General features: G+C 73.6%; 26 protein-coding genes, 3 tRNA genes and 2 pseudogenes. 14 read left to right on the forward strand and 17 right to left on the reverse strand.

Annotation, left to right across the window (positions count from 1 at the left end):
- Window positions 1-75 precede the first annotated feature (75 nt).
- From Ae717Ps2_RS00885 to Ae717Ps2_RS00895, 3 genes are all read left to right on the forward strand, one after another.
- Window positions 76-837, forward strand: coding sequence for an alpha/beta fold hydrolase (locus Ae717Ps2_RS00885; RefSeq protein WP_075308686.1), 762 nt, complete (start codon window positions 76-78; stop codon window positions 835-837).
- Window positions 834-1,664 (forward strand): DUF72 domain-containing protein, encoded by an 831-nt coding sequence (locus Ae717Ps2_RS00890; RefSeq protein ID WP_020622627.1) that lies wholly within the window; start codon window positions 834-836, stop codon window positions 1,662-1,664. The genes Ae717Ps2_RS00885 and Ae717Ps2_RS00890 overlap by 4 nt, the downstream gene beginning before the upstream one ends.
- 105 nt (window positions 1,665-1,769) lie before the next feature.
- A complete protein-coding gene (locus Ae717Ps2_RS00895) occupies window positions 1,770-2,876 on the forward strand; it encodes a DUF4190 domain-containing protein (RefSeq protein WP_075332899.1) in 1,107 nt (368 codons plus the stop codon).
- A gap of 203 nt (window positions 2,877-3,079) precedes the next feature.
- On the opposite strand, the gene Ae717Ps2_RS00900 is transcribed toward Ae717Ps2_RS00895, so the two are convergent.
- From Ae717Ps2_RS00900 to Ae717Ps2_RS00930, 7 genes and pseudogenes are all read right to left on the reverse strand, one after another.
- Window positions 3,080-3,898, reverse strand: a complete 819-nt coding sequence (locus tag Ae717Ps2_RS00900) for an ABC transporter permease (RefSeq protein ID WP_369804802.1) — start codon at window positions 3,896-3,898, stop codon at window positions 3,080-3,082.
- Window positions 3,895-4,866, reverse strand: a pseudogene (locus Ae717Ps2_RS00905) (ATP-binding cassette domain-containing protein). Before Ae717Ps2_RS00905 ends, Ae717Ps2_RS00900 begins: the two are co-directional and overlap by 4 nt.
- A gap of 76 nt (window positions 4,867-4,942) precedes the next feature.
- Window positions 4,943-6,127 (reverse strand): MFS transporter, encoded by a 1,185-nt coding sequence (locus Ae717Ps2_RS00910; RefSeq protein ID WP_233147402.1) that lies wholly within the window; start codon window positions 6,125-6,127, stop codon window positions 4,943-4,945.
- Window positions 6,128-6,152: 25 nt separating this feature from the next.
- Window positions 6,153-7,778 (reverse strand): annotated as a pseudogene (locus Ae717Ps2_RS00915) (acyl--CoA ligase family protein).
- Between the two features lie 164 nt (window positions 7,779-7,942).
- A complete protein-coding gene (locus Ae717Ps2_RS00920) occupies window positions 7,943-8,134 on the reverse strand; it encodes a ferredoxin (RefSeq protein ID WP_043276655.1) in 192 nt (63 codons plus the stop codon).
- Between the two features lie 95 nt (window positions 8,135-8,229).
- Entirely contained in the window at window positions 8,230-8,487 is a 258-nt protein-coding gene (locus Ae717Ps2_RS00925) for a hypothetical protein (protein ID WP_139318847.1), read from the reverse strand.
- Window positions 8,488-8,635: 148 nt separating this feature from the next.
- Entirely contained in the window at window positions 8,636-10,525 is a 1,890-nt protein-coding gene (locus Ae717Ps2_RS00930; protein WP_020622467.1) for a propionyl-CoA synthetase, read from the reverse strand.
- 257 nt (window positions 10,526-10,782) lie between these two features.
- On the opposite strand from Ae717Ps2_RS00930, the gene Ae717Ps2_RS00935 reads away from it, so the two are divergent.
- The 5 genes from Ae717Ps2_RS00935 (at window position 10,783) to Ae717Ps2_RS00955 (ending at window position 12,900) form a co-directional block, all read left to right on the forward strand.
- Window positions 10,783-12,078: a GDSL-type esterase/lipase family protein gene (locus Ae717Ps2_RS00935; RefSeq protein WP_075332900.1), complete on the forward strand. Its 1,296-nt coding sequence runs from the start codon at window positions 10,783-10,785 to the stop codon at window positions 12,076-12,078.
- Window positions 12,079-12,264: 186 nt separating this feature from the next.
- Window positions 12,265-12,483 carry a hypothetical protein gene (locus tag Ae717Ps2_RS00940; RefSeq protein WP_020622469.1) on the forward strand — a complete coding sequence of 73 codons (219 nt, stop codon included), beginning with the start codon at window positions 12,265-12,267 and terminating at the stop codon, window positions 12,481-12,483.
- 120 nt (window positions 12,484-12,603) lie between these two features.
- Window positions 12,604-12,676: transfer RNA gene (locus Ae717Ps2_RS00945), tRNA-Glu, on the forward strand.
- 40 nt (window positions 12,677-12,716) lie between these two features.
- Window positions 12,717-12,790 (forward strand) — tRNA-Asp (locus Ae717Ps2_RS00950).
- A gap of 36 nt (window positions 12,791-12,826) precedes the next feature.
- Window positions 12,827-12,900: transfer RNA gene (locus tag Ae717Ps2_RS00955), tRNA-Phe, on the forward strand.
- 77 nt (window positions 12,901-12,977) lie between these two features.
- Here Ae717Ps2_RS00955 and Ae717Ps2_RS38735 read toward each other — a convergent pair.
- The 4 genes from Ae717Ps2_RS38735 to Ae717Ps2_RS38745 all read right to left on the reverse strand — a co-directional run bounded on the left by Ae717Ps2_RS38735 (window position 12,978) and on the right by Ae717Ps2_RS38745 (window position 15,006).
- Window positions 12,978-13,481: a type II toxin-antitoxin system VapC family toxin gene (locus Ae717Ps2_RS38735; RefSeq protein ID WP_233147716.1), complete on the reverse strand. Its 504-nt coding sequence runs from the start codon at window positions 13,479-13,481 to the stop codon at window positions 12,978-12,980.
- A complete protein-coding gene (locus Ae717Ps2_RS38740) occupies window positions 13,394-13,642 on the reverse strand; it encodes a hypothetical protein (RefSeq protein WP_170916996.1) in 249 nt (82 codons plus the stop codon). The genes Ae717Ps2_RS38735 and Ae717Ps2_RS38740 overlap by 88 nt, the downstream gene beginning before the upstream one ends.
- Before the next feature lie 235 nt (window positions 13,643-13,877).
- Window positions 13,878-14,525, reverse strand: coding sequence for a hypothetical protein (locus tag Ae717Ps2_RS00965; protein ID WP_075329731.1), 648 nt, complete (start codon window positions 14,523-14,525; stop codon window positions 13,878-13,880).
- 58 nt (window positions 14,526-14,583) lie between these two features.
- Entirely contained in the window at window positions 14,584-15,006 is a 423-nt protein-coding gene (locus Ae717Ps2_RS38745; RefSeq protein WP_249265248.1) for a helix-turn-helix domain-containing protein, read from the reverse strand.
- A gap of 66 nt (window positions 15,007-15,072) precedes the next feature.
- Between Ae717Ps2_RS38745 and Ae717Ps2_RS00975 the strand changes: the two genes are divergently transcribed.
- Genes Ae717Ps2_RS00975 through Ae717Ps2_RS00985 form a run of 3 tightly spaced genes read left to right on the forward strand, consistent with a single transcriptional unit; the run spans window position 15,073 to window position 17,865 of the window.
- Window positions 15,073-15,834 (forward strand): NAD(P)H-dependent oxidoreductase, encoded by a 762-nt coding sequence (locus Ae717Ps2_RS00975; protein WP_075308678.1) that lies wholly within the window; start codon window positions 15,073-15,075, stop codon window positions 15,832-15,834.
- 28 nt (window positions 15,835-15,862) lie between these two features.
- Window positions 15,863-16,807: an MBL fold metallo-hydrolase gene (locus tag Ae717Ps2_RS00980; protein ID WP_075308676.1), complete on the forward strand. Its 945-nt coding sequence runs from the start codon at window positions 15,863-15,865 to the stop codon at window positions 16,805-16,807.
- Window positions 16,804-17,865: an endonuclease/exonuclease/phosphatase family protein gene (locus Ae717Ps2_RS00985; RefSeq protein WP_075332901.1), complete on the forward strand. Its 1,062-nt coding sequence runs from the start codon at window positions 16,804-16,806 to the stop codon at window positions 17,863-17,865. The genes Ae717Ps2_RS00980 and Ae717Ps2_RS00985 overlap by 4 nt, the downstream gene beginning before the upstream one ends.
- Here Ae717Ps2_RS00985 and Ae717Ps2_RS00990 read toward each other — a convergent pair.
- The 3 genes from Ae717Ps2_RS00990 to Ae717Ps2_RS01000 form a co-directional block, all read right to left on the reverse strand.
- Complete coding sequence (locus Ae717Ps2_RS00990; protein ID WP_075308673.1) at window positions 17,847-18,473, reverse strand: MerR family transcriptional regulator; 627 nt, start codon at window positions 18,471-18,473, stop codon at window positions 17,847-17,849. The genes Ae717Ps2_RS00985 and Ae717Ps2_RS00990 overlap by 19 nt on opposite strands.
- Window positions 18,474-18,487: 14 nt before the next feature.
- Window positions 18,488-19,039: an ATP-dependent Clp protease proteolytic subunit gene (locus Ae717Ps2_RS00995; RefSeq protein WP_075308671.1), complete on the reverse strand. Its 552-nt coding sequence runs from the start codon at window positions 19,037-19,039 to the stop codon at window positions 18,488-18,490.
- A 63-nt stretch (window positions 19,040-19,102) separates the two neighbouring features.
- Entirely contained in the window at window positions 19,103-19,585 is a 483-nt protein-coding gene (locus tag Ae717Ps2_RS01000) for a MarR family winged helix-turn-helix transcriptional regulator (protein WP_075312454.1), read from the reverse strand.
- A 91-nt stretch (window positions 19,586-19,676) separates the two neighbouring features.
- On the opposite strand from Ae717Ps2_RS01000, the gene Ae717Ps2_RS01005 reads away from it, so the two are divergent.
- A complete protein-coding gene (locus Ae717Ps2_RS01005; RefSeq protein ID WP_075332902.1) occupies window positions 19,677-20,327 on the forward strand; it encodes an FMN-dependent NADH-azoreductase in 651 nt (216 codons plus the stop codon).
- A gap of 61 nt (window positions 20,328-20,388) precedes the next feature.
- Here Ae717Ps2_RS01005 and Ae717Ps2_RS01010 read toward each other — a convergent pair whose 3' ends face one another.
- Window positions 20,389-21,429, reverse strand: a complete 1,041-nt coding sequence (locus tag Ae717Ps2_RS01010; protein ID WP_020626624.1) for a sigma-70 family RNA polymerase sigma factor — start codon at window positions 21,427-21,429, stop codon at window positions 20,389-20,391.
- A 235-nt stretch (window positions 21,430-21,664) separates the two neighbouring features.
- Between Ae717Ps2_RS01010 and mftR the strand changes: the two genes are divergently transcribed.
- Window positions 21,665-22,303, forward strand: coding sequence for a mycofactocin system transcriptional regulator (mftR, locus tag Ae717Ps2_RS01015; RefSeq protein WP_075308668.1), 639 nt, complete (start codon window positions 21,665-21,667; stop codon window positions 22,301-22,303).
- Between the two features lie 62 nt (window positions 22,304-22,365).
- Here mftR and Ae717Ps2_RS38750 read toward each other — a convergent pair whose 3' ends face one another.
- Window positions 22,366-23,379, reverse strand: coding sequence for a hypothetical protein (locus Ae717Ps2_RS38750; protein ID WP_083695516.1), 1,014 nt, complete (start codon window positions 23,377-23,379; stop codon window positions 22,366-22,368).
- A gap of 642 nt (window positions 23,380-24,021) precedes the next feature.
- Here Ae717Ps2_RS38750 and Ae717Ps2_RS01025 point away from each other — a divergent pair.
- Window positions 24,022-24,225 carry a cold-shock protein gene (locus Ae717Ps2_RS01025; RefSeq protein WP_020627638.1) on the forward strand — a complete coding sequence of 68 codons (204 nt, stop codon included), beginning with the start codon at window positions 24,022-24,024 and terminating at the stop codon, window positions 24,223-24,225.
- 77 nt (window positions 24,226-24,302) lie between these two features.
- Here Ae717Ps2_RS01025 and Ae717Ps2_RS01030 read toward each other — a convergent pair whose 3' ends face one another.
- Window positions 24,303-25,103, reverse strand: coding sequence for a TspO/MBR family protein (locus tag Ae717Ps2_RS01030; RefSeq protein ID WP_083695518.1), 801 nt, complete (start codon window positions 25,101-25,103; stop codon window positions 24,303-24,305).
- Window positions 25,104-25,419 lie beyond the last annotated feature (316 nt).

A 25,419-nucleotide genomic window follows, 5' to 3' on the forward strand; every position in this document is an offset into this window, starting at 1 on the left:
GTCGGGTACGCATGACGTCCATCCTGGCAAACGGGCGGCCGTCCGGCCGCCCCGAGACCGGCCCGGGAGGACGTCGTGCCCCTGCACCACGAGGTGACCGGGTCGGGGCCGCCGCTGCTGCTGATCCAGGGCGGCGCGTCCGAGGCGGGCGCGGCGCGGATGCTCGTCGACGAGCTGGCCGTGACCCACCGGGTGCTCACCTACGACCGACGCGGGATCGGGCGCAGCCCGGCCGACGACGGCCCGGTCCCGCTGACCGCGCACGCCGACGACGCGGCCGGGCTGCTGGCGGGCACCGGGCCCGCTGCCGTCGTGGGGGTGAGCATCGGCGCGGTGATCGGGCTGCTGCTCGCCGTCCGGCACCCGGGCCTGGTCACGACGCTCGTCGCGCACGAGCCACCGCTGCCCGGCCTGGTCCGCGACGCGGCCTTCGAGGCCGCCATGGACCGGGTCGAGGACCTCGTCGCGCGCGACGACATCGGCGCCGCGATCCGGACGATGGCGGAGCTGACCTCCGGCGACGACCCGGTCGAGCCCGGCTACCGGCCCGAGCCGCCGTCGGGGGACCCGCAGCCCGCACTGCGCCGCTTCCTGCGCCACGACGTCCCGGCCGTGCGGGCCGCCCGGATCGACCCGGCCGACGTGACCGCCAGCGGGGTACGGGTGATCCCCACCGGCGGCTACGAGTCGCGCGGGCGCTGGGAGCACCGGTGCGCCGAGGCCCTGGCCGCCGGGATCGGGCGGGGCCTGGTCGAGCTGCCCGGGGGCCACAACGGCCCGGTGACCCACCCGGTTGCGGCCGCCGCCGCGCTGCGCGGGCTGGTCGGTGGCACGTGAGTGGGACGCCCCGGGCCGGCACTGTGCTGGTCGGGACATCGGGGTGGCGCTACCCGCCGTGGCGCGGCACGTTCTACCCACCGGGGCTGGTGCAGCGCCGGGAGCTGGAGTACCTGTCCCGGCAGGTCACCTCGATCGAGATCAACGGGTCGTTCTACTCGCTGCAACGCCCGGAGAACTACCGCGCCTGGGCCGAGCAGGTCCCGGCCGGGTTCGTGTTCGCGGTGAAGGGCCCGCGCTTCGTGACGCACCTGAAGCAGCTGCGCGACGTCGCGGTGCCGGTCGCGAACTTCCTCGCCTCCGGGGTGCTCGGACTGGGCCCCGCACTGGGCCCGGTGCTGTGGCAGCTGCCGCCCCGGATGCGCTTCGACGCCGACCGGGTGGCCCGCTTCCTGGAGCTGCTGCCGTCGACCACCACGGCCGCCGCCCGGGCCGCGACCGGACACGACGAGCGGCTCGACGGCCGGGCGCTCGTCGAGACCGACGCCGACCGCCCGCTGCGGCACGCGGTCGAGCCGCGGCACCCGTCGTTCCGGGACCCGGCGTTCACCGCGCTGCTGCGCGAGCACGGCGTCGCCCTGGTGCAGTCGGACTCGGCGGGCACCTGGCCGGTGTTCGACGAGGTCACCGCCGATCTCGTCTACCTGCGGCTGCACGGCCAGGGCGAGCTCTACGCCGGTGGCTACACCGCCGCGGCGCTCGACGGCTGGGCCGCCCGCATCCGGGCCTGGCGCGACGCCGGGCACGACGTCGTCTGCTACTTCGACAACGACGCGAAGGTCCACGCACCGACCGATGCTCGGGCCCTGCTCGACCGGCTCGGCTGACCTGTTCGGTCCTGTACCCGCACGGCCGAACGGCCCTGTCCTCAGATTTGTTGATAAGTGCGGACCAGCTGATACGCGGGCCGCCGTCGCCGCGACAGCCGTGACGTGACCACTCCGCAGAACCGCCACGGTGCCCCGGACCTCTCCGGCCCGCCGCAGCAGCAGTCCGGCCCGCACCGCGTCCCGCAGCAGTACCCGGGCCCCCAGGGCCCCGGACACCACCGGCAGCAGTACGCGCAGGACCCGCGCGGCGCCGCGCCGCAGGGCCGGGCGCCGCACCACCAGCCCCGGCCGCAGCACTCCGGCGGGTACCCGAACCCGTACTACGACGGCAACCCCGACGTCCCCTTCGGCGGACCGCCCTTCGGGCGCACCAACCCGGGCGGGATGCCGCAGCAGCAGGCGCCCGCCGGCGCCCAGCCCTGGCCGAGCGCGGCCCAGCGCACCGCCGTCCCGCAGCAGCGCACCGCGGCCCCGGCCGTCGCCGCCCCGGCCGTCGCGCCGCGCAACGGCTTCGGCGTCACCGCGCTGGTGCTCGGGATCCTCGGCCTGCTGTTCTCCTTCATCCCGTTCATCGGGGTGATCGCCTGGCCGCTGGTGCTACTGGGTCTGCTGTTCGGCGTGCTCGGTGTCGTCCGGGCGAGCCGGGGCCGTGCGGACAACCGTGGGGTCGCGATCGCGGGCACGGTGCTCTCGGCGATCGGGCTGGTCATCTGTGTCCTCTACGCCTCGGTGTTCGCCGCCGCGGTGTCCGGCCTGCCGACGGCCTCCTCGACCGGGACCCCGCCGGCGGCCTCCGGCGACGCGGCGGGAGCCTTTCCCGGTGCGACCGCCGACGACGTGGTCGGCGACGCCGGCGGCACGCTGACCGTCGGGAACCTGCAGATCGCGGCGAGCCCGCTGACGCCGGGCGACTCGCCCATCGGCCAGACCCTGTGCTCGGACGTCACCTACACCAACACCGGATCCGGCACGGAGTCGTTCAACGGAGGCTTCGACTGGAAGCTCCAGGACCCGAACGGTGCAGCGTTGATGACGACACTGCTCGGCTCCGACACGCTGCTCACCGCCGGCCAGCTGGCGCCCGGCGGCACCATGACCGGCACCGTCTGCTTCGACCGGCCGAGCGGCGCGACCGGACAGTACGTCCTGCTCTACGACGCGATGGACTTCTCCAGCAGCCGTGGAGCCTGGCTCAACCAGGTCGGCTGACCCCCACACGTACGCCGGGACGCTCCCCAGCGACGTGCTCCCGCAGTCGCTGGAGTGGTCACACACGACGAGCGTCCCGACGGACGACGAGGCCCTCCCCGGGGACGCCAGGGGAGGGCCTCCCCATCCGGGCTCGGGTCGCCGGCCCTGCCGCCAGGCCCGGCACGCCGGGGCCGGCGGCAGTGCTGTCGGCAGCGGTGCCGTCAGCGGCTCGCGGCCCGCCGGTACTGCCAGCTCGCCAGCGGCGCGAAGACCGCGACGATCGCGACCGACCAGATCAGCACGTAGAGCACCGGATGCTGCAGCGGCCAGGCGTCCGAGACGGACGCGGACGCCGGGATCGCGCCGTCGTTGCCGAACAGGGACCGTGCGGCCGCGGTCACCGCCGAGACCGGGTTCCACTCGGCGAACACCCGCAGCGGGCCGGGCAGCGAGTTCAGCGGCACGAAGGTGTTCGCGAGGAACGTCAGCGGGAAGATCACGACGAACGAGGCGTTGTTCACCACCTCCGGGCTCGGCACGAGCAGCCCGACGAACGCCATCACCCAGGAGAAGGCGTAGGCGAACACGATCAGCACGGCGAACCCGGCGAGCGCCTCCCCGACCGAGGTGTGGATCCGCCACCCGACCAGCAGCCCGGTCAGCGACATCACCACCAGCACGATCAGGTTGTTCACCACGTCGGAGAGGGTCCGGCCGGTCAGCACCGCCGACGACGACATCGGCAGCGACCGGAACCGCTCGATGATGCCCTTCTTGACGTCCTCGGCGAGCCCGGCGCCGGTGTTCGTGGCCCCGAAGATGACGGTCTGGGCGAAGATCCCGGCCATCAGGAACTCGCGGTACCCGGCCCCGCCGCCGGTCGGGTCGATCGCGCCGCCGAAGACGTAGGCGAACAGCAGCACGAACATGATCGGGGACAGGGTCGTGAAGACCAGCAGGTCCGGGACCCGCTTGATCTTGATCAGGTTTCGCTTCGCGACGACGGAGGCGTCGGCGAGCATGGTGGCGGCGGCGTTCACGGGGTCGGCTCCTCGGCCTGGTCCGCCTCGTCGGCGGGGCGCCCGGTCAGGGTGAGGAAGACGTCGTCGAGCGTCGGGCGGCGCAGCCCCGCGTCGTCGACCTTGGTGCCGGAGTCGGCGAGCCGGTCCAGCGCGGCGCGCAGCACGTCGACCCCGCCGCTGACCGGCATGGTCAGCGAACGGCGGTGCCGGTCGAGCACCGCCTCGCCGACGCCGAGCGGAGCCAGGTGCGCGGCGGTCGCGTCGAGGTCCGCGGCCGCGCTGACGGTCACCTCGAGCCGCTCCCCGCCGACCTGGGACTTCAGCTGGTCCGCGGTGCCGCGGGCGATGACCCGGCCGTGGTCGATGACCACGATCTCGTCGGCCAGCGCATCGGCCTCCTCCAGGTACTGGGTGGTGAGCAGCAGCGTCGTCCCGCGTGCGACGAGCCCGCGGATCACGTCCCACAGGTCGTTGCGGCTGCGCGGGTCCAGCCCGGTGGTCGGCTCGTCGAGCAGCAGCACCGGCGGGTCGGCGACGAGCGCCCCGGCCAGGTCCAGTCAGCGGCGCATCCCGCCGGAGTAGGTGCGGGCAGGCCGGTCCGCGGCGTCGGTCAGGCCGAAGTCCGCCAGCAGCTCGCGGGCACGGTCCCGGGCCCGGCGACGCCCCAGGTGGTAGAGCCGCCCGACCATCTCCAGGTTCTCGAAACCGGTCAGGTACTCGTCGACCGCGGCGTACTGCCCGGACAGGCCGATCCGGCTGCGCACCGCGGCGGGGTCGGCCAGCACGTCGACGCCGGCGACGGTGGCCGTGCCCGCGTCCGGTGTCAGCAGTGTGGTCAGCACCCGGACGACCGTGGTCTTCCCGGCGCCGTTCGGGCCCAGCAGGCCGAGCACGGTCCCCTCCGGTACCGACAGGTCCACCCCGTCGAGTGCCCGCAACGACCCGTAGGTCTTGACCAGTCCCGTGGCGCGGATCGCGTCCGGCATCGTGAAGTCCCCCTCGAACGACGTGAGCGGACGCCACTGTGCACCACGACCCTGACAGATTCGGCCCTGTTTCCGCTCAGCGCCGCGCGTGCGCGATCAGCATCCGGCGCCCGACCAGCATCAACGCCGCCGACACCAGCATCACGACGGCGTTGACCGTCCACGCGGTCGGGAAGCCGGCGTGGGTGGCGAGCGAGCCGAAGACGATCGGCCCGGCGAAGCCGCCGGCGTAGACGCCGACCTGCACGATCGACGTCGCCGCGGCCGGGGCGGACGGGTTGAGCCGCACGACGGCGAACTGCAGCAGGCCCGGCCACGCCCACCCGAGCCCGAACGCCAGCACCACGCCGACGACCAGTGCGGGCGTCCCCGGGACGGCGAGCAGCACGAAACCGATCGCGCCGGACGCGAGACTCGCCGCCACCACGGCCACGTGGCCACCGGTGCGACGGTCCGCCAGCCACCCGTGCAGCAACCGCGCCGACAGGCCCACGACGCTGCCGAGGGTCAGCACCAGCCCGGCGAGACCGGGGTCGATCCCTCGGTCCACCGCCGACGCGACCAGGAAGATGCCGAGCGCCGTCGCGGTCCCGGCGGCCAGCCCGGAGGCCGCGCCGATCACCGCGAGCGCGCCCGTCGCCCGGTCACCCTTCCCGGCGCGGGCCGGCGGCCGGGCGTCGGCCCGCGGGCAGGCGAAAAGCGCGGCGAGGGCCAGCAGGGCGCCGATCCCGTAGGCCCAGCGCCAGCCCACGGTCAGTGCCACCGCGGGGACGGCCAGCCCGGCCAGCAGCGTCGCCGCCGGGATCGCGGCCTGCTTCACCCCGAACGACAGCCCCATCCGGTGCGCGGGCACCGAGCGCGCGAGCGTCAGGTTCGACGACAGCTGGCCCATCACGTTGCACCAGGCGCCGCAGAGCAGCAGCACGACGAGCGCGACGTAGGACCGCGCGCCCAGCCCCAGGGCCGCCATCAGCACCGCCGCCCCGACGACGGCGATGCGGCTGGTCACCCGCGACCCGAACCGCTCGACGACCATCCCGACCGGCAGCGAACACAGCGCGCTCACCCCGAAGTACAGCGCGACGACCAGCCCCAGCCCGGACGGGTCGAAGGCCAGGTCGCGCGAGAGCTGCACCGCCAGGGCACCGGTGAGGAACACCGGCAGCACCGACGCCGTCGTCACGATGACCGCGCCGGTGGCGACGCGGAAGGCGGACGGTGCCGCGGTGTCCGTCGTGCCCGTTTCGGTTGCGATGCTCACGTTCAGCAACGCTAACCGATATGCGTCATCCCTGGATGCGGGAGCTCCCGCGACCTGCCCACTCCTTCTCGCGCAGCTCGAACTTCTGGACCTTGCCGGTGGAGGTCTTGGGCAGCTCGTCGACGATCTCGACGTACTTCGGCGCCTTGTAGCGGGCGATCTTCGTCTTGACGTGGTCGATGAGCTCCTGCGGCTCGGCCGAACGGCCTGCCCTGAGCACGGCGAAGCCCTTGCAGACCTCGCCCCACTTCTCGTCCGGCACCCCGACGACGGCGGCCTCCAGCACCGCGTCGTGCGACACGATCGCCTGCTCGACCTCGACGGTGGAGATGTTCTCCCCACCGGAGATCACGACGTCCTTGGCCCGGTCGCGCAGCTCGACGTACCCGTCGGGGTGCACGACCCCCAGGTCCCCGGAGTGGAACCAGCCGCCCCGGAACGCCTCCGCGGTCTTCTCCTCGTCGCGGTGGTAGCCCTTCATGACGTTGTTGCCGCGCATCACGATCTAGCCCATCGTGGCGCCGTCGCGGGGGACGTCGGCCATCTGCTCGTCGACCACCCGCACCCGGTCCGCGCACACCATGCCGACGCCCTGGCGGGCCTGCAGCCGGGCCCGCTCCTCGCCGTCGAGGTCGTCCCAGGCGTGCTGGTACTGGTTCACCGCGTACGGCCCATAGGTCTCGGTGAGCCCGTACACGTGCACGATCCGGAACCCCATCCGCTCCATCTGCAGGATCGTCGTCGGCGACGGCGGCGCCCCGGCCGTGGTGATCACCAGCTGGTAGTCCAGGGTGACGGCCTCGGGCGCGTTCATGATCGTCGTGACGACGGTCGGGGCGCCGTTGAGGTGGGTGACCCCGTGCTCGCCGATCAGCCGCCAGATGGTGTCGCCGCGAACCTCGCGCAGGCAGACGTGGGTGCCACCGACCGCCGTCACCGCCCACGGGGTGCACCACCCGTTGCAGTGGAACATCGGCAGCGTCCACAGGTAGACGCTGTCCGCGCTGTGCCCGGAGTGGACGATTTCGCCGAAGGAGTTCAGGTACGCACCGCGGTGGTGGTACTCGACGCCCTTCGGGTTGCCGGTCGTCCCCGAGGTGTAGTTGATCGTGATGGTGGCGCGCTCGTCGTCGACGGCCCACGGCCGCGGGGCGTCCGAACCGCGGGCGAGCAGGTCGGCGTAGCCCAGACCGGAGCCGACGCCGTCGCCGGGCGCCGCCGGGTCGACGACGGTGACGATCTCGCGGACCGTCGCCAGCTCGTCGGCGACCGGGCGGACCGTCTCGTACAGGACGGCGTCGACGACCAGCACCGTGGCCGCCGAGTGGTCCAGGATGTAGCGGACCTCCTCGGTCGACAGGCGCGTGTTGATCGCGACCAGGACCGCGCCCGCGAGCGGCACCGCGAAGTGCGCGACGAGCATCTCCGGGACGTTCGGCAGCAGGTAGGCGACCCGGTCACCGGGTTCGACGCCCGACGCGGCCAGTGCGTTCGCCACCCGGGTCGCCTCCGCCGCGAACTCGGCGTAGGTGTACCTGCGGTCGCCGTAGACGATCGCCGTGGACTCCGCGAACACCTCGGCCGAGCGGCCCAGGAAGGCCAGCGGGGTGAGCGGGGTGGTCCAGACGTCGGTCGTCGCGCCCTGTGTCACGGTCGGCTCCTTCGCAGGCGGTGCACTCGTCGCCGCGATCCTGCTCGCCGCGGGGAGTACCCGGCAACCTGCTGCTCCGACCGCCGACCGCCGGGGGCGCGCTGTTGCTTTGCCCCTCGACCGCCGGGGCTCGTGCCGCTGCTTCGCCCCTCGACCGCCGGGGCTCAGTCCTCGATCGTGATGGCGGCCTTCGGGCAGCTCCGTGCCGCCTCCTCGACCTTCGGCCGCAGCGCCTCGGCCGGGTTCTCGTCGAGGATGTAGAGGTAGTCGTCGTCACGCACCTCGAAGACCTCCGGCGCGACACCCATGCAGACCGCGTTGCTCTCGCAGCGGTCGAAATCCACGATGACCTTCATGGCACCCATGGTGCCCCCGTCGGGTCGACGCCGCAGGACTGAGGGCCCCCTGACCTGCGGTTATGCTTCCCTTCCTCGGCCGGGAAGGCTGCAGGTCAGCGGCTGTCGCCGGTCCGGGCGGCGGTCGGCAACGGCTGCGGAGCGAGGTTCGCGCGGGCCTGCACGGGCGTCGGCGGCGGGGTGGTGTGCGGTATCCCGGTGAGGAGGGCGGTCGTCGCCCGGGTGGTCACCGGGATGTTGCCGACCGACGGCATGCGCACGTCGTCGGGTTCGAGCATCGCGGCCACACCGAGCACGACGCCGAGCGCCACCGGGGCGGCCAGTGCCGCGAGTCGCAGTCGCGCCGAGTCCACGCACACCTCCACGTCGACGACCGCGCGGAAGGATGCCGGGGAGCGGCAGCGGCCGTCGACCAACCATCGGGACGCGGCCGCCCGCCGTTACCGCCATCGGGTGATCCGGGTCAAGCGGAACGCCTCCGGACCACCCGATGGAGAGCGCTCACTCCCTGCGCAGCACCGGACGCAGCGTGTCCAGCACCGACGCGTCGTCGATGGTGGAGGGCACCGGCTCCTCGACACCGTCGGCGATCCCGCGCATCGTCTTGCGGAGGATCTTGCCGGAACGGGTCTTGGGCAGGGCGGGGACGATCGCGACGTCCTTGAGCGAGGCGACCGCGCCGATCTGGTCGCGCACCATCTGCACGAGCTCGGCGCGCAGCCCGTCCTCGTAGCCCTCCGCGTCGCTGTCGACGCCGGACTTCAGCACCACGAACCCGCGCGGGATCTGCCCCTTCATGGTGTCCGCGACGCCGATCACCGCGCACTCCGCGACGTCCGGGTGCGAGGCCAGGACCTCCTCCATCCCGCCGGTGGACAGGCGGTGGCCCGCGACGTTGATGACGTCATCGGTGCGGCCCATGACGAAGACGTAGCCGTCCGCGTCGAGGTGGCCGCCGTCGCCGGTGAGGTAGTAGCCCTCGAACGCCGACATGTAGGAGCTGACGTAGCGCTCGTCGTCGTTCCAGAGGGTCGGGAAGGCGCCGGGCGGCAGCGGCAGCTTCGCCACGATCGCGCCGTCGACACCGGGCTCGACCGGGTTGCCCCGCTCGTCGAGGACCTGGACGTCCCAGCCGGGCATGGCCCGGGTCGGCGAGCCGGGCTTGATCTCCAGCAGCTCGATGCCCGCCGGGTTGGCCGCGATCGGCCAGCCGGTCTCGGTCTGCCACCAGTGGTCGATGACGGGGATGCCGAGCAGGTCCGAGGCCCAGCGGTGCGTCTCGGGGTCGAGGCGCTCGCCGGCGAGGAAGAGGTACGTCAGCGACGAGACGTCGTACTGCGCGAGGAACTCGCCCTTCGGGTCCTCCTTCTTGATCGCCCGGAACGCCGTGGGCGCGGTGAAGACCGACTTCACCCCGTTCTCCTGGACGACCCGCCAGAACTGGCCGGCGTCCGGCGTGCCGACCGGCTTGCCCTCGTAGAGCACGGTCGTCGCCCCGGCCAGCAGCGGCGCGTAGACGATGTAGGAGTGGCCGACGACCCAGCCGACGTCGGACGCGGTGAAGATCGTCTCGCCGGGGCCGACGTCGTAGATGTTGGGCATCGACCAGGCCAGGGCGACGGCGTAGCCGCCGGAGTCGCGCACCACGCCCTTCGGCTTGCCGGTGGTGCCGGAGGTGTAGAGCACGTAGAGCGGGTCGGTGGCCTTCACCGGGACCGGGTCGGCCGGCGTGGCGCGGGCGACGGCCTCGGCCCAGTCGACGTCGGTCGGGCCCAGCCGCGCGGTGGCCTGCTCGCGCTGCAGGATCACCGTGGACGCGGGCTTGCGCTCGGACAGCTCGATCGCCCGGTCGAGCAGCGGCTTGTACTCGATGACCCGCTTGCCCTCGATGCCGCAGGACGCCGAGACGACGACCTTGGGTCCGGCGTCGTCGATCCGGACCGCGAGCTCCTTGGCGGCGAACCCGCCGAAGACCACCGAGTGGACGGCGCCGAGGCGGGCGCAGGCGAGCATCGCGATCGCGGCCTCGGGGACCATCGGCATGTAGACGACGACCCGGTCGCCGTGGCCGACGCCCTGGTCGCGCAGCACGCCCGCGAACAGCGCGACCTCGTCGCGCAGCTCCGCGTAGGTGTAGGTGCGCCGCGACCCGGTGACCGGTGAGTCGTACACCAGTGCGGTGCGGTCGCCGTTCCCGGCGTCGACGTGCCGGTCGAGTGCGTTGTACGCGACGTTCAGCTCCCCGTCGGGGAACCAGCGGTAGAACGGCGGGTTCGACGCGTCGAGCGCGCGGGTCGGGGCGACGTCCCAGTCGATCCCGTCGGCCGCGCGGAGCCAGAAGCCCTCACGGTCGTCCACGCTGGAACGGAAGATCTCCTCGTAGGCGGTCACCGTCGTCCTCTTCCCCTGGCGATCCCGGCGGCCCACGGTGGCCGCCCCTCGTGTCGCCGACGACCCTAGGACGGGGCACCGACAGTGCGCAGCCCTCGCCCGGCAGGACCGATCCCGAGGGGGAGGCCGCTCGCCGACCACGGGGCGCCGATCGTCGCAGTGTGACCGGACGGATCCGTAACGTGATCGGGTGACGGCTCGACACAGCGCGTGGGGCACCCGTCCGATCCGCGGGCGGGGCGCGTGGAGGAGAGGCGGTGCCGGTGCGGCCCGACGACGGTGCGGTCCGGTGGCGTGCGCGTCGCGGGCCCGCCGGCACGGCGGTGCTCGGAACGCTGCTCGCCGGACTCGTCGCCGTGGGCTGCGGCCCGGCCCCGTCGGTCGTCCCGGCCGCCGTCGCGGCGACGACGTGCACGCCCGGCTGGACCGCCGCCTGGCACGCCGCGCAGCAGGCCGTCCCCGGCGACAGCCTCGCCGGTCGGACGCTGCGGATGGTGGTGCGGCCCGGCGCCGCGGGGGAGCAGCTGCGGCTGCGGCTGTCCAACCGGCACGGCGACGGGCCACTGCGGATCGCGGCGATGACCGTCGGCACCACCGGTCCGGGTGCCGCGGTGACCCGGCCGGTCCCGCTGACCGTCGGCGGCGCGCCCGTGGCCGACATCCCGGCGGGCGCCGAGGTGCTGACCGACCCCGCTCCGGTGGCCGCCGCGGCGGGCGTGCCGCTGACGGTGAGCCTGTTCCTCGCCGAGGTGCCGCGCACGATCGGCTCGCACCCGGTCGCGATGCGCACCGCCTGGCTGTCCGGGCCGGGGGACCGCACCGCGGCCCCGGACGCGGCGGGCTTCGACACGACCCTGCAGTCCTGGCCGGTGCTGACCGGGCTGGAGGTGCTGGCGCCCCGTCCGGACGGCGCGGTCCTCGTGATCGGGGACTCCCTCGTCGACGGCGTGGGTTCCACCCCCGGTGGCGACGACCGCTTCCCCGACCAGCTCGCCGCCCGGCTGTCCGCGGCGGGCGGCGACCGGCCGATGACCGTGCTGAACGCGGGGCTGTCGCGCAACCAGCTGCTGCAGGACGACCCGCCGGCCGGCGGCGACGCGCCGTCGACCCGCTGGGACGACGACGTGGCCGCCGTCCCCGGTGTACGCGACGTGGTGCTGCTCGTCGGGACCAACGACCTCGCCGCGGGCGCGGCCGGCGGCGACCTCGTCGCCGGGATGCAGGAGTTCGCCCAGCGGGCCCGGGCCGACGGTCTGCGCGTGTTCCTCACCACCATCCCGCCGTCGGCCAGCGGTGGTCGCGCCGCACCGTCGGCCGTCGCGGCCCGGGACGAGGTCAACGACTGGCTCCGTTCGGACGGCCGTCGCTGGGCCGACGGGGTGATCGACGCGGCCGCCGCACTGGGCGACCCGGGTGACCCGCTCCGGCTCCGTCCCGACCTGGACTCCGGCGACGGGCTCCACCCGTCGCCCGCCGGGTACCGGGCGCTGGCGGCATCCGTGCCGGTCGGGGAGCTGTCCGGCAGCCCCTGCCGGACCTCCCCGGATCGCTGAGACGCACCCGCCCTCCGCAGCTCCGCGTGACCGGCCGTCACCCGGGAAGGGGCGTGCAGGGTCCACACACGATGGGTAACGTCTTGGTCACAGCCACAGCACGTGGCGGTACCGACGGACACCGGCTCGCGGCGCGCCCCACCGGACGTGCCCGGAGCAGGTCCTGACGGCCTACGGGGAGGCCTCGTGACCATCGGCGCGAAGCGCGGCATCGACGACGACACCAGTTCCATTCCGGCGCCGCGGAACGCGGCCGACGCCTTCAAGGTGTCCGACGAGCAGGTGCAGCGCGCCCGGCTCGTCGTCGCACGGAACTCCGACGACTCCGAGGACCTGCGCGAGCTGCTCGACATGCTGGGGCTGATCTCCGGCAACCCGGAACAGCCGCCACCCGTGGCTCGCTGACCTGCGGCGATGCCGGAACCGGGGGGTGGTTGCAGGGTCCCCCGGGCCGGTGTCGTAAGGTTTACTCACTCCCAACGGACAGCCGTTGAGGGAAGGTCGAGGCCCACGGGTCTGGTCCCAGCCCCCATCGTCTAGCGGCCTAGGACTCCGCCCTTTCAAGGCGGCAGCGCGGGTTCGAATCCCGTTGGGGGTACCGGGAGAGGTGTCGGATACGATGCTTCTCGCAAGAGCAAGGCCCAGTGGCGCAGTTGGTTAGCGCGTCGCCCTGTCACGGCGAAGGTCGCGGGTTCGAGTCCCGTCTGGGTCGCTCCACTCTCTGGATCTCCGGTTTCCCGGAGGCCGGGGCCAGGTAGCTCAGTTGGTACGAGCGTCCGCCTGAAAAGCGGAAGGTCGGCGGTTCGACCCCGCCCCTGGCCACACCTTCTGAACAGCAAATTCTCCGCTCAGCGCCGTCCCGATCTCCCCGGTTGACGGCAACCGTGAGGCAGCGGACGTCAGGGCAGCAGAGTGAACGCCTCGACGTGGGACGGACGCACGGCGGCGAAGTGGCGCCGGTCCGTCGTCAGGAACGTGGTGAGCGAGAGCCTCTCGGCGATGGCGATCACGCTGGCGTCGGAACCTCCGAGCGGAAAGTCCGCGTAACGCACCACCAGATCGGCCATCCGAGCGAAGTCGGAGACGACGAGTTCGGCGAGGACGAGGCTGCCATCGCTGAAGGAGCGGAGGAACGCTGCTTCCCCCTCCGCGCCGAACTTGTGGCGGGCGATCATGTAGCAGACCTCGGCCACGATGGTGCTCGGGACGAGTAGCGGACCCGGCAGAGTCGTCAGCAGTTCCGAGCAACGGTCGTGCCACGTGTCGCTGCGATCGAAGCCGGCGATCAGTGGGCCTGCGTCGACGACGATCCCGCTCAGGACTCGCGTCCCATGCCGTCGCGGATATCGTCCTTGGCCCGCTCGCTGAGATCGCCCTCGCCAGTGGCGACGCTGCCCAGCCAGCCGAGGCGACGGCGGGGTGTGGGCGGCGCGGCTCCGCCTTCGATCACCTCGAAACGGACTCGGTCTCCCGTGTGCAGGGGCAGGCCCAAGCGCTCGGCAACCTCCGCCAGCTCCGGTGCGACCACGAACTCGTGCTGCTCGCCCGCGGCAGGCATGCTCATGGCGTCCACCTCCTTGGTTGTCCAGTGTCGCATCTGGCGGCCCAGAGCGTCTCGAATGACGACCCTGACGGCAACGCACCCGGTCGCAGCGGGTCTGGTCCTGGCCGACCCGGTGGCGGACGAAGTGCAGCCCGGGCCTCGCGGTGCCTGAGAAGTAGAAGGTCGGCGGTTCGACCCGCCCCAGGCTCGCCACGCTGGGCAGGATCAACCAGCTGATCAGCAGGTTGGACGGCGTTTACGGTCTACGGTGCTCGTGAATCACCGATCCGGCCCGGGGAGTCAGCGATGCGCACGAGGATCGCGCGCGACCTTCGTACCTGGTACTGGAGGAAATCGCGGGGGCGAGCATGACCAGCAGCATGATCAGGTTGGTGACCGAGGCCCCGGACGGGTTGTCGATCACTCGCCAGGCACTGAATGCGCCGTAGACAAGGATCAGTGCCGCGGCCCATGGCCCGGCTACCCGGACCGAGTGCAGGTGCTGGCGTGCCCCTGCGACGGCCACCGAGCGAAGCCGCGGCGGGAGATCGGCGACCTGTTGCGGATCGGTGTGGGCCTTGGCGATCCGGTTCTGCTCGCGGAAGGTGAGCTCATCGAACCCGGTGGGGTGGGCCCGCCGGGCCCGCACGGCCTGCCACGTGGCGACAGCCATGAGCACGAGGTACACGACGGCGGCCGTGATGACAGCGCCACGTTCGTCGAGGAACGCGTGTGCGGCCAGCATCGCGCTCACGGCAGCGACGACCGCCAGCATCGCATCGCGCATCACCGGCATCGAGACGAGCCGCTCGGCCGAGACCGTCCCCGAGGCCGGCGCCTCGACCGGCCCGGCAGTCGGCAGCGCATCGCCGCCAACGCCTGAGTCGGGTTCACCGTTGCACACAGGCACGACCTTCCGTCGGTGTCCAGGTTAGCGGCCACCGCACCCGTCGAGGGCGGCATCAGAGGCTTCCCCACGGTCCTGACCCGACAGCACGGCCGGTCCGGCCGGTGACCTGGGTGCGGTGTCCGTGGTCCTTCTCCGCCGCATCCCGGATGTAGGCCTCGGCGAACCCCGCCCCCCACCGGTCCATCACCTCGACCACCGGCTCCAGGGTCCGCCCCAGCCGGGTCAGCCGGTACTCCACCCGCGGCGGCACCTCCGCGAACACGGTCCGATGCACGACGCCGTCGCTCTCCAGCTCCCGCAGCTGCCGGGTCAGCGTCTTCGTGTTCGCCGAGGGGACGAGCCGGCCGAGTTCGTTGAACCGGCGGGGCCCGTCCAGCAGGTGCTTGACCAGCGTCAGCTTCCACGTGCCCCCGAGGACCGACACGGCGACCTCGACCGGGCACACCTCCAGCGCGCGGATCACGGGCAGGCGCACGACAACCCCCAAGCGACAGAAATGTCCGTACTGGCCAGGTCGACCCTGCGCGTCGACCATCGCAGTATGCCGTCCGTCCTGTGGTTGAGCGCCCACCCCGAAACCTCCTCGCTGAACGGTGAGCTGCGACGAGCCGGCGTCGACCGGCTGCGTTCCCGCGGCCACGACGTGGTCGAGTCCGACCTCTACGCGATGCACTGGGACCCGGTCCTGCGGCCGTGCGACGGGGGCGTCGACAGCGGCACGTTCCGCGTCGGAGCCGACACCCGGGCCGCGTACCTCGAGGGCCGGCAGGCGCCCGAGGTGGCCCGTGAGCAGGAGAAGCTGTGCCGGGCCGACGCGCTCGTCGTCCAGTTCCCGCTGTGGTGGTACGGGATGCCCGCGATCCTCAAGGGCTGGTTCGACCGCGTCCTGGTCCACGGGTTCGCGTTCGGGACCGACGCCGCCACCGGCCGGCGCCTGCGGTTCGAGCAGGGGCGCCTCATCGGCAGGCGTGCGCTCGTCCTGACCACCCTCGGCGATCGTCCGGCCGCGATCGGGCCGCGCGGCATGTCCGGCGAGCTGCATCAGCTGCTGTTCGGCCTGCTGCACGGCACCTTCGCCTACACCGGGATGGACGTCCTCCCGCCCTGGGCGCTCCCGAGCGCCGACCACGTCGAGGACCTCACCGCGGTCCGGGCCGACCTGTTCCGGCGGCTCGACGGTCTCTTCGACGACGCCCCGATCCGCTACCGGCCGCAGTTCACCGGGGAGTACACCGGCGGCTGGGAGCTCGCCCCGCACATCCGGCCGGGGGAGACGGGGCTGGACGTGCACATCGCGGGCTGAACCGGGTCGAGGGGGCCATGATCGGAGCATGAGCGCCCACCCCCACGACATCACGGTTCCCGGTCCGCCCCGGCTGGAGGAGGTCTCCGAGGGGCTCTACGCCTACGTCCAGCCCGACGGCACCTGGTGGATCAACAACACGGGGCTGCTGGTCGGGCCGCAGGGCGCCGTCGTCGTCGACTCCTGCTCCACCGAACGCCGGACCCGGGCGTTCGCCGCCGCGATCGGCGAGGTCACCGACCGGCCCGTGCGCACGCTGGTCAACACCCACCACCACGGGGATCACACCTGGGGCAACGCCCTGTTCTCCGGTGCGACGGTCGTCGCGCACGAGCGGGCGCGCGTGGAGATGATCGCGTTCGGGCCGCCCCGGGACCTGCCGTTCTGGGACCACGGCGACTGGGGCTCGCTGCCGCTGGACCCGCCGTTCCTCACCTTCACCGACCGCGTCGCGCTGCACCTGGGGGATTTGCGGGTCGACATCGTCCACACCGGGACGCCCGCGCACACGACCAACGACGTCCTCGTCCACGTGCCCGACCGGTCGGTCCTCTACTGCGGCGACCTCGTCTTCCACGGCGGCACGCCGTTCCTGCTGATGGGGTCGGTGACCGGGGCGATCGACGTCCTGGAGCAGGTGGTGCTGCCACTCGGAGCCGCGACGACGGTGCCCGGCCACGGCCCGGTGTTCCAGGGCGACGGGCCGGTCCGGGACATGCTCGACTACCTGCGCTTCGTCGTCGACCTGGCCGAGCGCGCCCGCGACGCCGGCATCCGCCCGCTGGAGGCCGCCCGCGACACCGACCTCGGCCGGTTCACCGACTGGCCGGACGCCGAGCGCATCGTCGGGAATCTGCACCGCGCCTACGCCGAGCTCGACGGCGCCGAGCGTGGCGCCCCGATCGACGTCATGACCGCCCTCGCCGAGATGGTCGAGTACAACGGCGGCCGCCCGCTCACCTGCCTGGCGTGAGCACCGGCGGCGGCGACGACGACCGCGCCCGGATCCGACGGCCGCCGGAGGTCGGGACCGTCCCCGCGGACCAGCTGGAACCGAGCGCGCCCGGCATCCGTTGTCCACCCGTGTCCGTGATCGTCGACCGAGCCCTGCGTACCGCCGTCACCGTGCTGCCACGGCGGTGGCGGACCGACCGGCACTCCGCCCTGGTCGGGCTGACCGCGCTGCGCCCGCACCTCGGCGTCGCGGGGCTGGGGGTCGCCGGCCTCCTGCGACTCGCCGGGCTGCGCCGCACCTCGACGGCGGTGGGCCTGGCCGGCGCAGCGGCCGCCGCCCCCGCGCTGCGACGGGTGCTGCCCCGGCCCGCCGGTCCGCTGCCGGACGGGCCCGAGCTGACGGTGCTCGTCGCCAACGTGCTGCTGGGGCGTGCGGACCCCGGTGCGCTCGCCGCGACGGTGACCCGGGAGCGGCCGGACGTCGTCGTGCTGCCCGAGGCGGGCGTCGCCTACCTCGACCGGCTCCTGCCCCTGCTCGCCGGCTACCGCGGGTGGTCGTCGGTCCCGAGCGGCGTCCCGGACCAGCGCGGCACCGTGGTGCTGGCCGCGCCGAGGGCCGGGGACGTGGACGTCCGGCCCGGGGAGGGCATGCGGCTGCCGCACCTGGAGGTCACCGGCGGGCTGCTCGGCGCCCGGACGCTGTACGCGGTGCACACCTCCGCCCCGACGAACCCGCGGTGGACCGAGCTGTGGGCCGGTGAGCTCGCGCTGATCGGGGAGTGGACCAGCGCCCGGCCGACACCGGTCGTCGCCGGGGACCTCAACGCCGTCGTCGACCACCGGCGGCTGCGCGACGCCGCCGGTGGCTGCGTCGACGCCACCGACGGCACCGGGCGGGGGCTCGTCGCGACCTTCCCCTCGTCGCTGCCGCGCTGGGCCGGCATCCGCATCGACCACGTCCTGGTGCCCCGCGGGTCGGTGACCCGCCGCCACGTCGTCCTCGACACCCCGGGCAGCGACCACCGCGCGGTGCTGGTGACCGTGCGGCTGCCCGACGCTCAGGAACCGTTGCGGTAGAGCTGCGCGGAGCGGCTCTCCTGGGCGATGCGGCGCAGGGCCGCGAGCAGGGCGTCGCCGAGGACGGTGCCGATCAGCGCGGTCTCCGCGGCATGCTCCCGGCCGGTGGTCCGCCCGATCGCGGCCATGTCGCCCTCCGCGGCGCGATCGGCGGCCTCGGCCCACGCCCGCAGCGTGGTCTCGCCGGGAGCCAGGCCCAGCTCGCGCATCCGGGCCAGCACCGACCGGGCCCCGGCCAGGGCGGGTGCTCCCTGCTCGACCTGCCAGCCCACGTGGGTCATCGCCTGCTCCAGGTCCGCCTCCGCCTCGTCGAGCGAGCCGGACGCCCCGACGTCGCCGGTGATCGCATAGACCGTCCGGCCGAGCATGGCGTGCAGGCTGACCGCGGGGTCGTCGACGGCCGACAGCACCTCGCGGACGGTGGCGATCGGCAGCCCGCCGACCTCGACGAGCGCCCGGATCAGGCGGAGCCGGCGCAGGTGGGTGTCGTCGTAGCGGGCCTGGTTCGGTGACGTCGTCTCGCCGCGGGGGAGCAGGCCCTCGCGCAGGTAGTACTTGATCGTCGCGACGGGGACGCCGGACGACCGGGACAGATCCGAGACTCGCACCTGCGAGACTCTAGCTATCCGTTTCGAACCCGGGGCTCCGACAGCCCGTCGACGAGGCCGAGGGTCGCCGCCTCCGACGCCGACAGCCAGCGGTCCCGGGCGTCGTCGGGCAGCGGGGCGCCGCAGTAGGTCGCGGTCAGCGACTCGATCTCGCGACGACGCCCGGCGAGGTGGTCGGCCCGGACCCGCACGTCGCCGGGGTGGGAGCCGCGGACCGGGCCGTCGGCTGTCGGGAGGAACGCGGCGTGCGCGCGGGCGAGCCGCTTGCCCGGTGTCCCGGACGCGACGAGGAACGGCACCGGGCCCGCGAGCGACCCCGCGGCGACGGTCGCGACGTCGACACCGAGCGTGCGGATCGTGTCGTGCACGGCCATCGCCGCGACCGGGGAGCCGCCGGGGGCCAGGACGTGCAGGGTGACGTCGCGTCGCGGGTCCTCCGCGGCGAGCAGCAGCAGGCGTGCGCAGGTCTCGGCGGCGACCTCGTCGTCGAGCTCGCGGGCGAGCAGCACGATCCGCTCGCCGAGCAGGCGGTCGGCGGGGTCGGACGGGGTGGACAGGACGGGCATCGGATCTCCGCTCCTCGGGTGTCCGCCCGACGCTAGATCCGGAACCGGCCTCTGGACCTGCGGTTACGCCGATGGCGGACGGGGTTCGCCGTCGGCGGAGGTCGGGTCGGTGCCCGCGGTCGCCACTCGGCGCAGCAGCGTCCGGAGCGCGGTCTGCTCGTCCGCGGTGAGCGGCGCCAGGATGTGGGCCTCGGCGCTGCGCATCCGCTTCTCGGTGTCGCAGAGCAGCGCCCGGCCGGCCTCGGTGAGCACGATCCGGCGGGCACGGCGGTCGGTCGGGTCGGGGCGGCGCTCGATCAGGCCCGCCTCCTGGATCTTGTCCAGCAGATAGGTCATGACGGTGCGGTCCACCCCGAGCTTGCGGGCCAGCGCGAGCTGGGTGGGCGGGTCGTCCGCGGCCGCGGCGGCGAGCACCTGGAAGCCGCGCTGTCCGCCGGGCAGGGCGGCGACGACGCACTGCACCGCGGTGGCGTGGTCGCGTGCCACCCGGGTCAGTGCCCACGCCAGGTCGCACTCGACGCTCTGCGGGGCGGACGGACCGGACATCGTCACAGGATACGTGCTTGCCAAGGTCTTCTCCTGTGAAGATACTCTGTCAGACAGAACATCTTCTTCTCAGACTGACCGGGAGGTCACCGTGTCCCTGTTCCGACTCGACGCGAGCATCCGCACCGAGGGCTCCGTCAGCCGCGAGATCGCCGACGAGGTCGAGCGCACCTACCTCGATGCGCAGCCGGGCGCCGAGGTCGTCCGTCTCGACCTGGGTACCGCGCCGCTGCCGGCCGACCTGTGGACGACCGCGGTCGCGGCCGGGTACGTGGCCGAGGCCGACCGCACCCCGGAGCAGCGCGGGGCCCTCGCGCGCATCGCGGAGCTGGCGGACGACGTGCTGGCCGCCGACGCCGTCGTCATCGGTTCTCCGCTCTACAACTTCGGCATCGCCGCGCACCTCAAGACCTGGGTCGACGCCCTGATCACCGACCCACGGTTCGCGCCGGGTACCACCCCGCTCGCCGGCCGACCGGTCGTGCTCGTCGTCTCCCGGGGTGGCGGCTACGGGCCGGGCACTCCGCGCGAGGGATGGGACCACGGCTCCGGCTGGATCACCCGGATCCTGCGCGACGTCTGGGGCGCCGACGTGACCGTCGTGGAGACGGAGCTGACCCTCGCCGACGTGGTGCCCGCGATGAGCGAGCTGCGCCCGCTGGCCGCGGAGAAGCGCGAGCGCGCCCGCGTCGACGCCCGCGCCGCGGGGGAGCGGATCGCCGCGGTGACGCCGGCGGCCTGAGCGCCGGGCCCGAGCACCGGGCCGGGGCGGTCGGACGCCGCCCGGCCCGGCCGGGTCCGGGTCAGGCCACCTTCGGCTCCCACAGCTCCGGCCGGTCGGCCAGCTGCAGCGGCAGCCCGAAGTAGCCGAACAGCTCGGTGTTGAGGAAGATGCTCAGCCCGGTGACGACCCCGTCCTCGATCCGCAGGGCCGTGATGCCCCAGGCCTCGAACTCGCCGTTCGGTCCGGACGGCTTCCACTGAGCGAAGCCGACCGTCCCGTTGATCTCCACCGGAGCCACCCGCGACCCGCGACAGCCCTGCCCGGGGCCGGTCGCCATCCAGGCGATGACGTCGTCCCGGCCGCGGAACCACAGCTCCAGCGGCGGCATGTTCTGCTCGACGTCCTCGTGCAGCAGCGCGGTCAGCGCCTCCATGTCGAACGCCTCGAAGGCGGCCATGTAGCGCATCAGCAGCTCGGTCTGCGCCGGGTCCATCGCCGGGGAGGTCTGCGGCGCGGTCTCGGAGATGCCCTGCTCGGACAGGGTGGCACGGGCGCGCTGCAGGGCGCTGTTGACCGAGGCGACCGTGGTGTCCAGCAGCTCGGCGACCTCGGCGGCCTTCCAGCACAGGACCTCGCGCAGGATCAGCACGGCACGCTGGCGGGCCGGCAGGTGCTGCAGCGCCGCGATGAACGCGAGCCGGATCGTCTCCTTCGCGACGGCCTTGTCCGCCGGGTCCCCGGCCGGCGTCGACACCCGGGCGTCGGGCATCGGTTCGAGCCACTCGGCGTCGGGCAGCGGCTCGCGCAGGGACTCGGCGACCGGTGCGCCGGGGCCGCCGATGTCCATCGGGACGGCGCGACGCTTGCGTCCGTTCAGCGCGTCGATGCAGACGTTGGTGGCGATGCGGTACAGCCAGGACCGCAGGGAGGACCGGCCGTCGAACTTCGCGACGCCCTTCCAGGCCCGGACCATCGTGTCCTGCACCGCGTCCTCGGCCTCGAACGCCGAGCCGAGCATCCGGTAGCAGTAGCCGGTCAGCTCGCGTCGGTGGTCCTCGAGGCGTTCCTCGGGTGGCCGCTCGTCCACGGTGGCGTCGGCAGCCCGTGCGGGTGCGCTCATGGTTCCCCCTCGACGTAGCCGTCCGGGTGGGTCCCGGTCCGTCTGGTCGCGAGTGTGCCGCGACACACCGACAAAGTGGAGGGCTCGCGCGACGAACGGCCGCCGAACAGGGACGACGCGCGCCGACGGGCCGACCGCGACGTGGGATGATCGGGGCCGACGGCGCTCCGCTCGACCCTCCCGGTCCGCCGGTCGCACGCACGACGGAGGAGTCGGGGAGCACGGCGGGGCGACGATGTCAGCGGTGACCGAGAACGACGGGACCGGGACTACCGGCGGGAGCGGCACACGCCGCGCCGGCCGGCGTCCGGTCACCTCCCGCTCGGAGATCGAGCACATCGCCCTGGAGATGTTCAGCGACCAAGGGTTCGAGAACACGACCGTCGACGACGTCGCGCACGCGGCGGGCATCGGGCGTCGCACGTTCTTCCGGTACTTCGCCTCCAAGAACGACATCGCCTGGGGTGCCTTCGACGAGCAGCTGGTGGGGATGCGCGCGGTGCTCGCGGCCCAGCCGCCGGACCTGCCGACGCTGGAGGGGGTCCGTCGCGCGGTGCTGGAGTTCAACCACGTCGAGCCGGCCGAGCAGCCCTGGCACCGGCGTCGGCTGCGGCTGATCCTGCAGACCCCGGCGCTGCAGGCGCACTCGACGCTGCGCTACGCCTCGTGGCGGGAGGTCGTGGCCGACCACGTCGCCGAGCGCCGCGGCGAGGCCTCCTCGGGGCTCGTCCCGCAGAGCGTCGGGCACGCCTGTCTGGGCGTGTGCATCGCCGCGTACGAGCGCTGGCTGGCCGACGACACCGCCGAGCTCGCCGACCTGCTCGACGAGGTGCTGCGGTCGTTGCAGCGGGGCTGGGCGACCGAGCTGCCCTGAACGCGCCGCGACGGCGCCCCGGTGCGGGGACGCCGTCGCGTGGCGATGCGTGCGGTGCCAGGTCAGCGGGTGGTGCCGAAGAGCCGCTCCCAGAGGCTCGGGCGAGTGGGGGCGGTGTCCTGGGCCGTGGCGTCGGCCGGAGCCTGCGGAGCGACGGTGCCGCCCGGGGTGGTCGCGTCGGCCGGGGCGGTGGCGACGGCCGGTGCACCCGGGGCCGCCGGCACGGTGGGAGCAGCCGGGGTCGCGGGGGCGCCCGGAACGGCCGGGGCCTGCGGAGCGGTCGGCGCACCGGGCACCGCCGGGGTCGCGGGCGCACCCGGGACGGTGGGCGCTGCCGGGGCGGCGGGGGCACCCGGGACGGCCGGGGTCACCGGCGCCTGGGGGAGAGCCGGGGCCCCGGGGGCGGCGGGAGCCTGCGGGACGGCCGGAGCGCCCGGGACGGCCGGCGGCTCCGGGATCTGCTGGCCCGTGGCGTCCGTGGTGACGGCCACGGCCGGGGTTGCGGAGGTGGCCGGGACCGCGGGGGCCGCCGGGGCGACCGGAGCCGTGGGCGCGACCGGAGCTGCCGGAGCCACCGGAGCTGCCGGAGCCGCGGGCAGGGCGGCGGCGCCGGGAACCGCCGGCGCGACGACCGCGGGCACGGTCGGCGCGGCCGGGACGGCGGGGACCTGCGGCGCCGCCGGTGCGGCCGGAGCGCCCGGGACCGCGGGGGCCTGCGGTGCGGCCGGAGTACCCGGGACGGCGGGGACCTGCGGCGCTGTCGGAGCGCTCGGGACGGCGGGGGCCTGCGGGGCGACCGGCACGCCCGGAGCGGCCGGGACTCCCGGTGCCGCGGGGGCACCCGGTGCCGCGGGGGCCGGCACGTCCTGGACGGGGACGGCGGCGTCGGCGGGCGTCGCCGGCGCGGTCGCCGCGCCGTCGCCGAAGAGCGTGTCGAACAGCCGGTCCAGCGGGCCGTCGGACGGCGTTGCGGGTGCGTCGGCGACGGTCGCGGCCGGCACGACCGGGATGGAGGCATGAACGGGCTCGGCCGCGCCGGCCACGCCGGCGCCGTACACACCCAGGGTGCCGATCATGAGGGTCAGGGCGACGGAAGTGGTGACTCGGGATCGCACGGTCTCTCCAGTTCGCTGTGCTGCTGCACGGGGTGACGGACAGCGCTGAGCTTGCGGTCACGGGGCGTCGTCCACCAGTGACTCGATCGTGGCCACACGCGTCACAGGGGTCCCATCGGTCACGCTGTGGCCGTACCGGACAGCGCCAGACCCGGAACGGGCGACCCCGTCCGGGTTCACGGGCGGCCGCCGAGCGGGTCGGAACCGCCGTCGCCACCCGAAACGGGGAGTGGGGACGCCCGGTGCTCACTCGACGGCGTGGAACGTGTGTCGTGCTCACTCGTTCGGGGTGGTGATGACCGCCCGTCGTCGATCGGCGGCCCGAATCTCACGCGGCGTGGTCGCTCGGGGTGCCGCGCGGCGGGTGGTCGGTGCCGCGGAACCGGCCGTGCGGGGGGTCGAGTGAGGACGGTCGACGTGTCACGGAGCCGTGGTAGCGTCCGCGGCGGTTGCAGTCGTTCTTCTCCGATCGCCGTCGAGCGTCCGTTGAAGTTGTGACGGTGGGCGTCGTCGATCGGTGCTGAGGTGCCGCGGCGGTGTCCACGCGACCTCCGGCTCTTGCTGTGAGGGCCGGAACCGCTCCATCTGAGAAGGACACACGCTATGCCGCAGGGCACCGTCAAGTGGTTCAACGCCGAGAAGGGCTTCGGCTTCATCGCCACCGACGACGAGGGACCGGACGTCTTCGTCCACTACTCCGCCATCGAGTCGAACGGATTCCGCACGCTGGAGGAGAACCAGCGCGTTGACTTCCAGGCCAGCCAGGGCAAGAAGGGCCCGCAGGCCGACTCGGTCCGCGTGATCTGACTTCTGCGCGGGCACGACCCGCGCAACGCGACGGCGCCGGCTCCCCTCGGGGACCGGCGCCGTCGTCGTTCCCGGGGTCAGCCGAAGGCCGGTCGCAGCCCCTCCCGCGCTCGCAGCACCGCCGCGACGACCACGGCGGTCACGCCGAGCACCGCGACCACGGTCACCGGCACCGTCCCGGTCGCGGCGGACTCCACGGCGACCCAGACCAGCGCCCAGGCCGCCGTCGCCGCGTACGGCAGTGCCGCCGTCGTCCGCCGGGTCGCGACGCCCGCGCCCAGCGCCCCGACCAGGAGCAGCGCCGCGGCCGCCACCGGGCCGAGCGGCGCGCCCCAATAGGTCAGCGTCACCGAGAACCCGGCCACGGTCGCCAGCGACACCCAGCCCGCGTAGAACGCGAGCGGCCCGTGCAGCAGTGCTCGGTCCGCCGTCCCCTCGGCCGGGAATGCAGCGAGCCGGCGCAGCACCACCGCCAGGGTCACGAGCAGTGCCGCGATCAGCAGCTGTGCGGTCCCCAGGAACTCCTGGGAGAACACGACGATCCAGCCCGCGTTGAACACCGCCGTCGCCACGAACAGCCAGCCGGTCGCCCGGTGCACCGGGCGTGACCGCTGCCCGGGCAGTGACTGGTACACCGCGTACACGAGCAGGGCCAGGTAGATGAGGCCCCACACGGAGAACGCCACCGTCGCGGGGGTGATGAGTGAGGGGTAGCGGTCGCTGAGCACCCGCTGCGACTCCCCGAACGTCCCGCTGCCGCCGAGCGAGCCCGCCACCGCCTGCAGTACTGCCGCGGCGAGCACCGCCCAGGTCCGTGCCGTGTCCATCCCGGTGGCCGGGCCGGCCGTGCGGCCGGCCCTCGCCGTCGTCGACGCCATGTCGGTCCTCTCGATCTCGCGAATATCTCTATCGTAAAGATAATCGATGCAAGAGGCATGTCGAGCGGTGCGACGACCGGCACCGCGCCGGACGGCGTGGAGGTTGCCGCCGGTCGTCGGTCCGCTGCGCCCGGTCACCTGCCGTTCACCGGTGGTCGTGGCGTTGTGCGGTCGGCGTTCCCCGCTCGTCTCGCCGCTGCGCACCCTCGTCGCGTACCCCTCGCGAAGTCGTGCCCGGAGCCCGCATCCTGGTGTTGTACTTCACAGGTGAGCGGCACCGCAGGGGTTGTCGCACAAGCGGAAGGAAGTGACCTCC

It is taken from the genome of Pseudonocardia sp. Ae717_Ps2 (genome assembly GCF_001932475.1).
Lineage (GTDB): Bacteria > Actinomycetota > Actinomycetes > Mycobacteriales > Pseudonocardiaceae > Pseudonocardia.

What these genes read in the sequence shown, in the direction of transcription:
- mftR (WP_075308668.1), top strand. Translation starts at nt 21,665, where the DNA reads ATGTCAGCGGTGACCGAGAACGACGGGACCGGGACTACCGGCGGGAGC.
- Ae717Ps2_RS38740 (WP_170916996.1), bottom strand. Translation starts at nt 13,642, where the DNA reads ATGAGCATGCCTGCCGCGGGCGAGCAGCACGAGTTCGTGGTCGCACCG.
- Ae717Ps2_RS01025 (WP_020627638.1), top strand. Translation starts at nt 24,022, where the DNA reads ATGCCGCAGGGCACCGTCAAGTGGTTCAACGCCGAGAAGGGCTTCGGC.
- Ae717Ps2_RS01010 (WP_020626624.1), bottom strand. Translation starts at nt 21,429, where the DNA reads ATGAGCGCACCCGCACGGGCTGCCGACGCCACCGTGGACGAGCGGCCA.
- Ae717Ps2_RS01000 (WP_075312454.1), bottom strand. Translation starts at nt 19,585, where the DNA reads ATGTCCGGTCCGTCCGCCCCGCAGAGCGTCGAGTGCGACCTGGCGTGG.
- Ae717Ps2_RS00920 (WP_043276655.1), bottom strand. Translation starts at nt 8,134, where the DNA reads ATGAAGGTCATCGTGGATTTCGACCGCTGCGAGAGCAACGCGGTCTGC.
- Ae717Ps2_RS38750 (WP_083695516.1), bottom strand. Translation starts at nt 23,379, where the DNA reads ATGATCGGCACCCTGGGTGTGTACGGCGCCGGCGTGGCCGGCGCGGCC.
- Ae717Ps2_RS00995 (WP_075308671.1), bottom strand. Translation starts at nt 19,039, where the DNA reads ATGCCCGTCCTGTCCACCCCGTCCGACCCCGCCGACCGCCTGCTCGGC.
- Ae717Ps2_RS01030 (WP_083695518.1), bottom strand. Translation starts at nt 25,103, where the DNA reads ATGGCGTCGACGACGGCGAGGGCCGGCCGCACGGCCGGCCCGGCCACC.
- Ae717Ps2_RS00975 (WP_075308678.1), top strand. Translation starts at nt 15,073, where the DNA reads ATGCCGTCCGTCCTGTGGTTGAGCGCCCACCCCGAAACCTCCTCGCTG.
- Ae717Ps2_RS00980 (WP_075308676.1), top strand. Translation starts at nt 15,863, where the DNA reads ATGAGCGCCCACCCCCACGACATCACGGTTCCCGGTCCGCCCCGGCTG.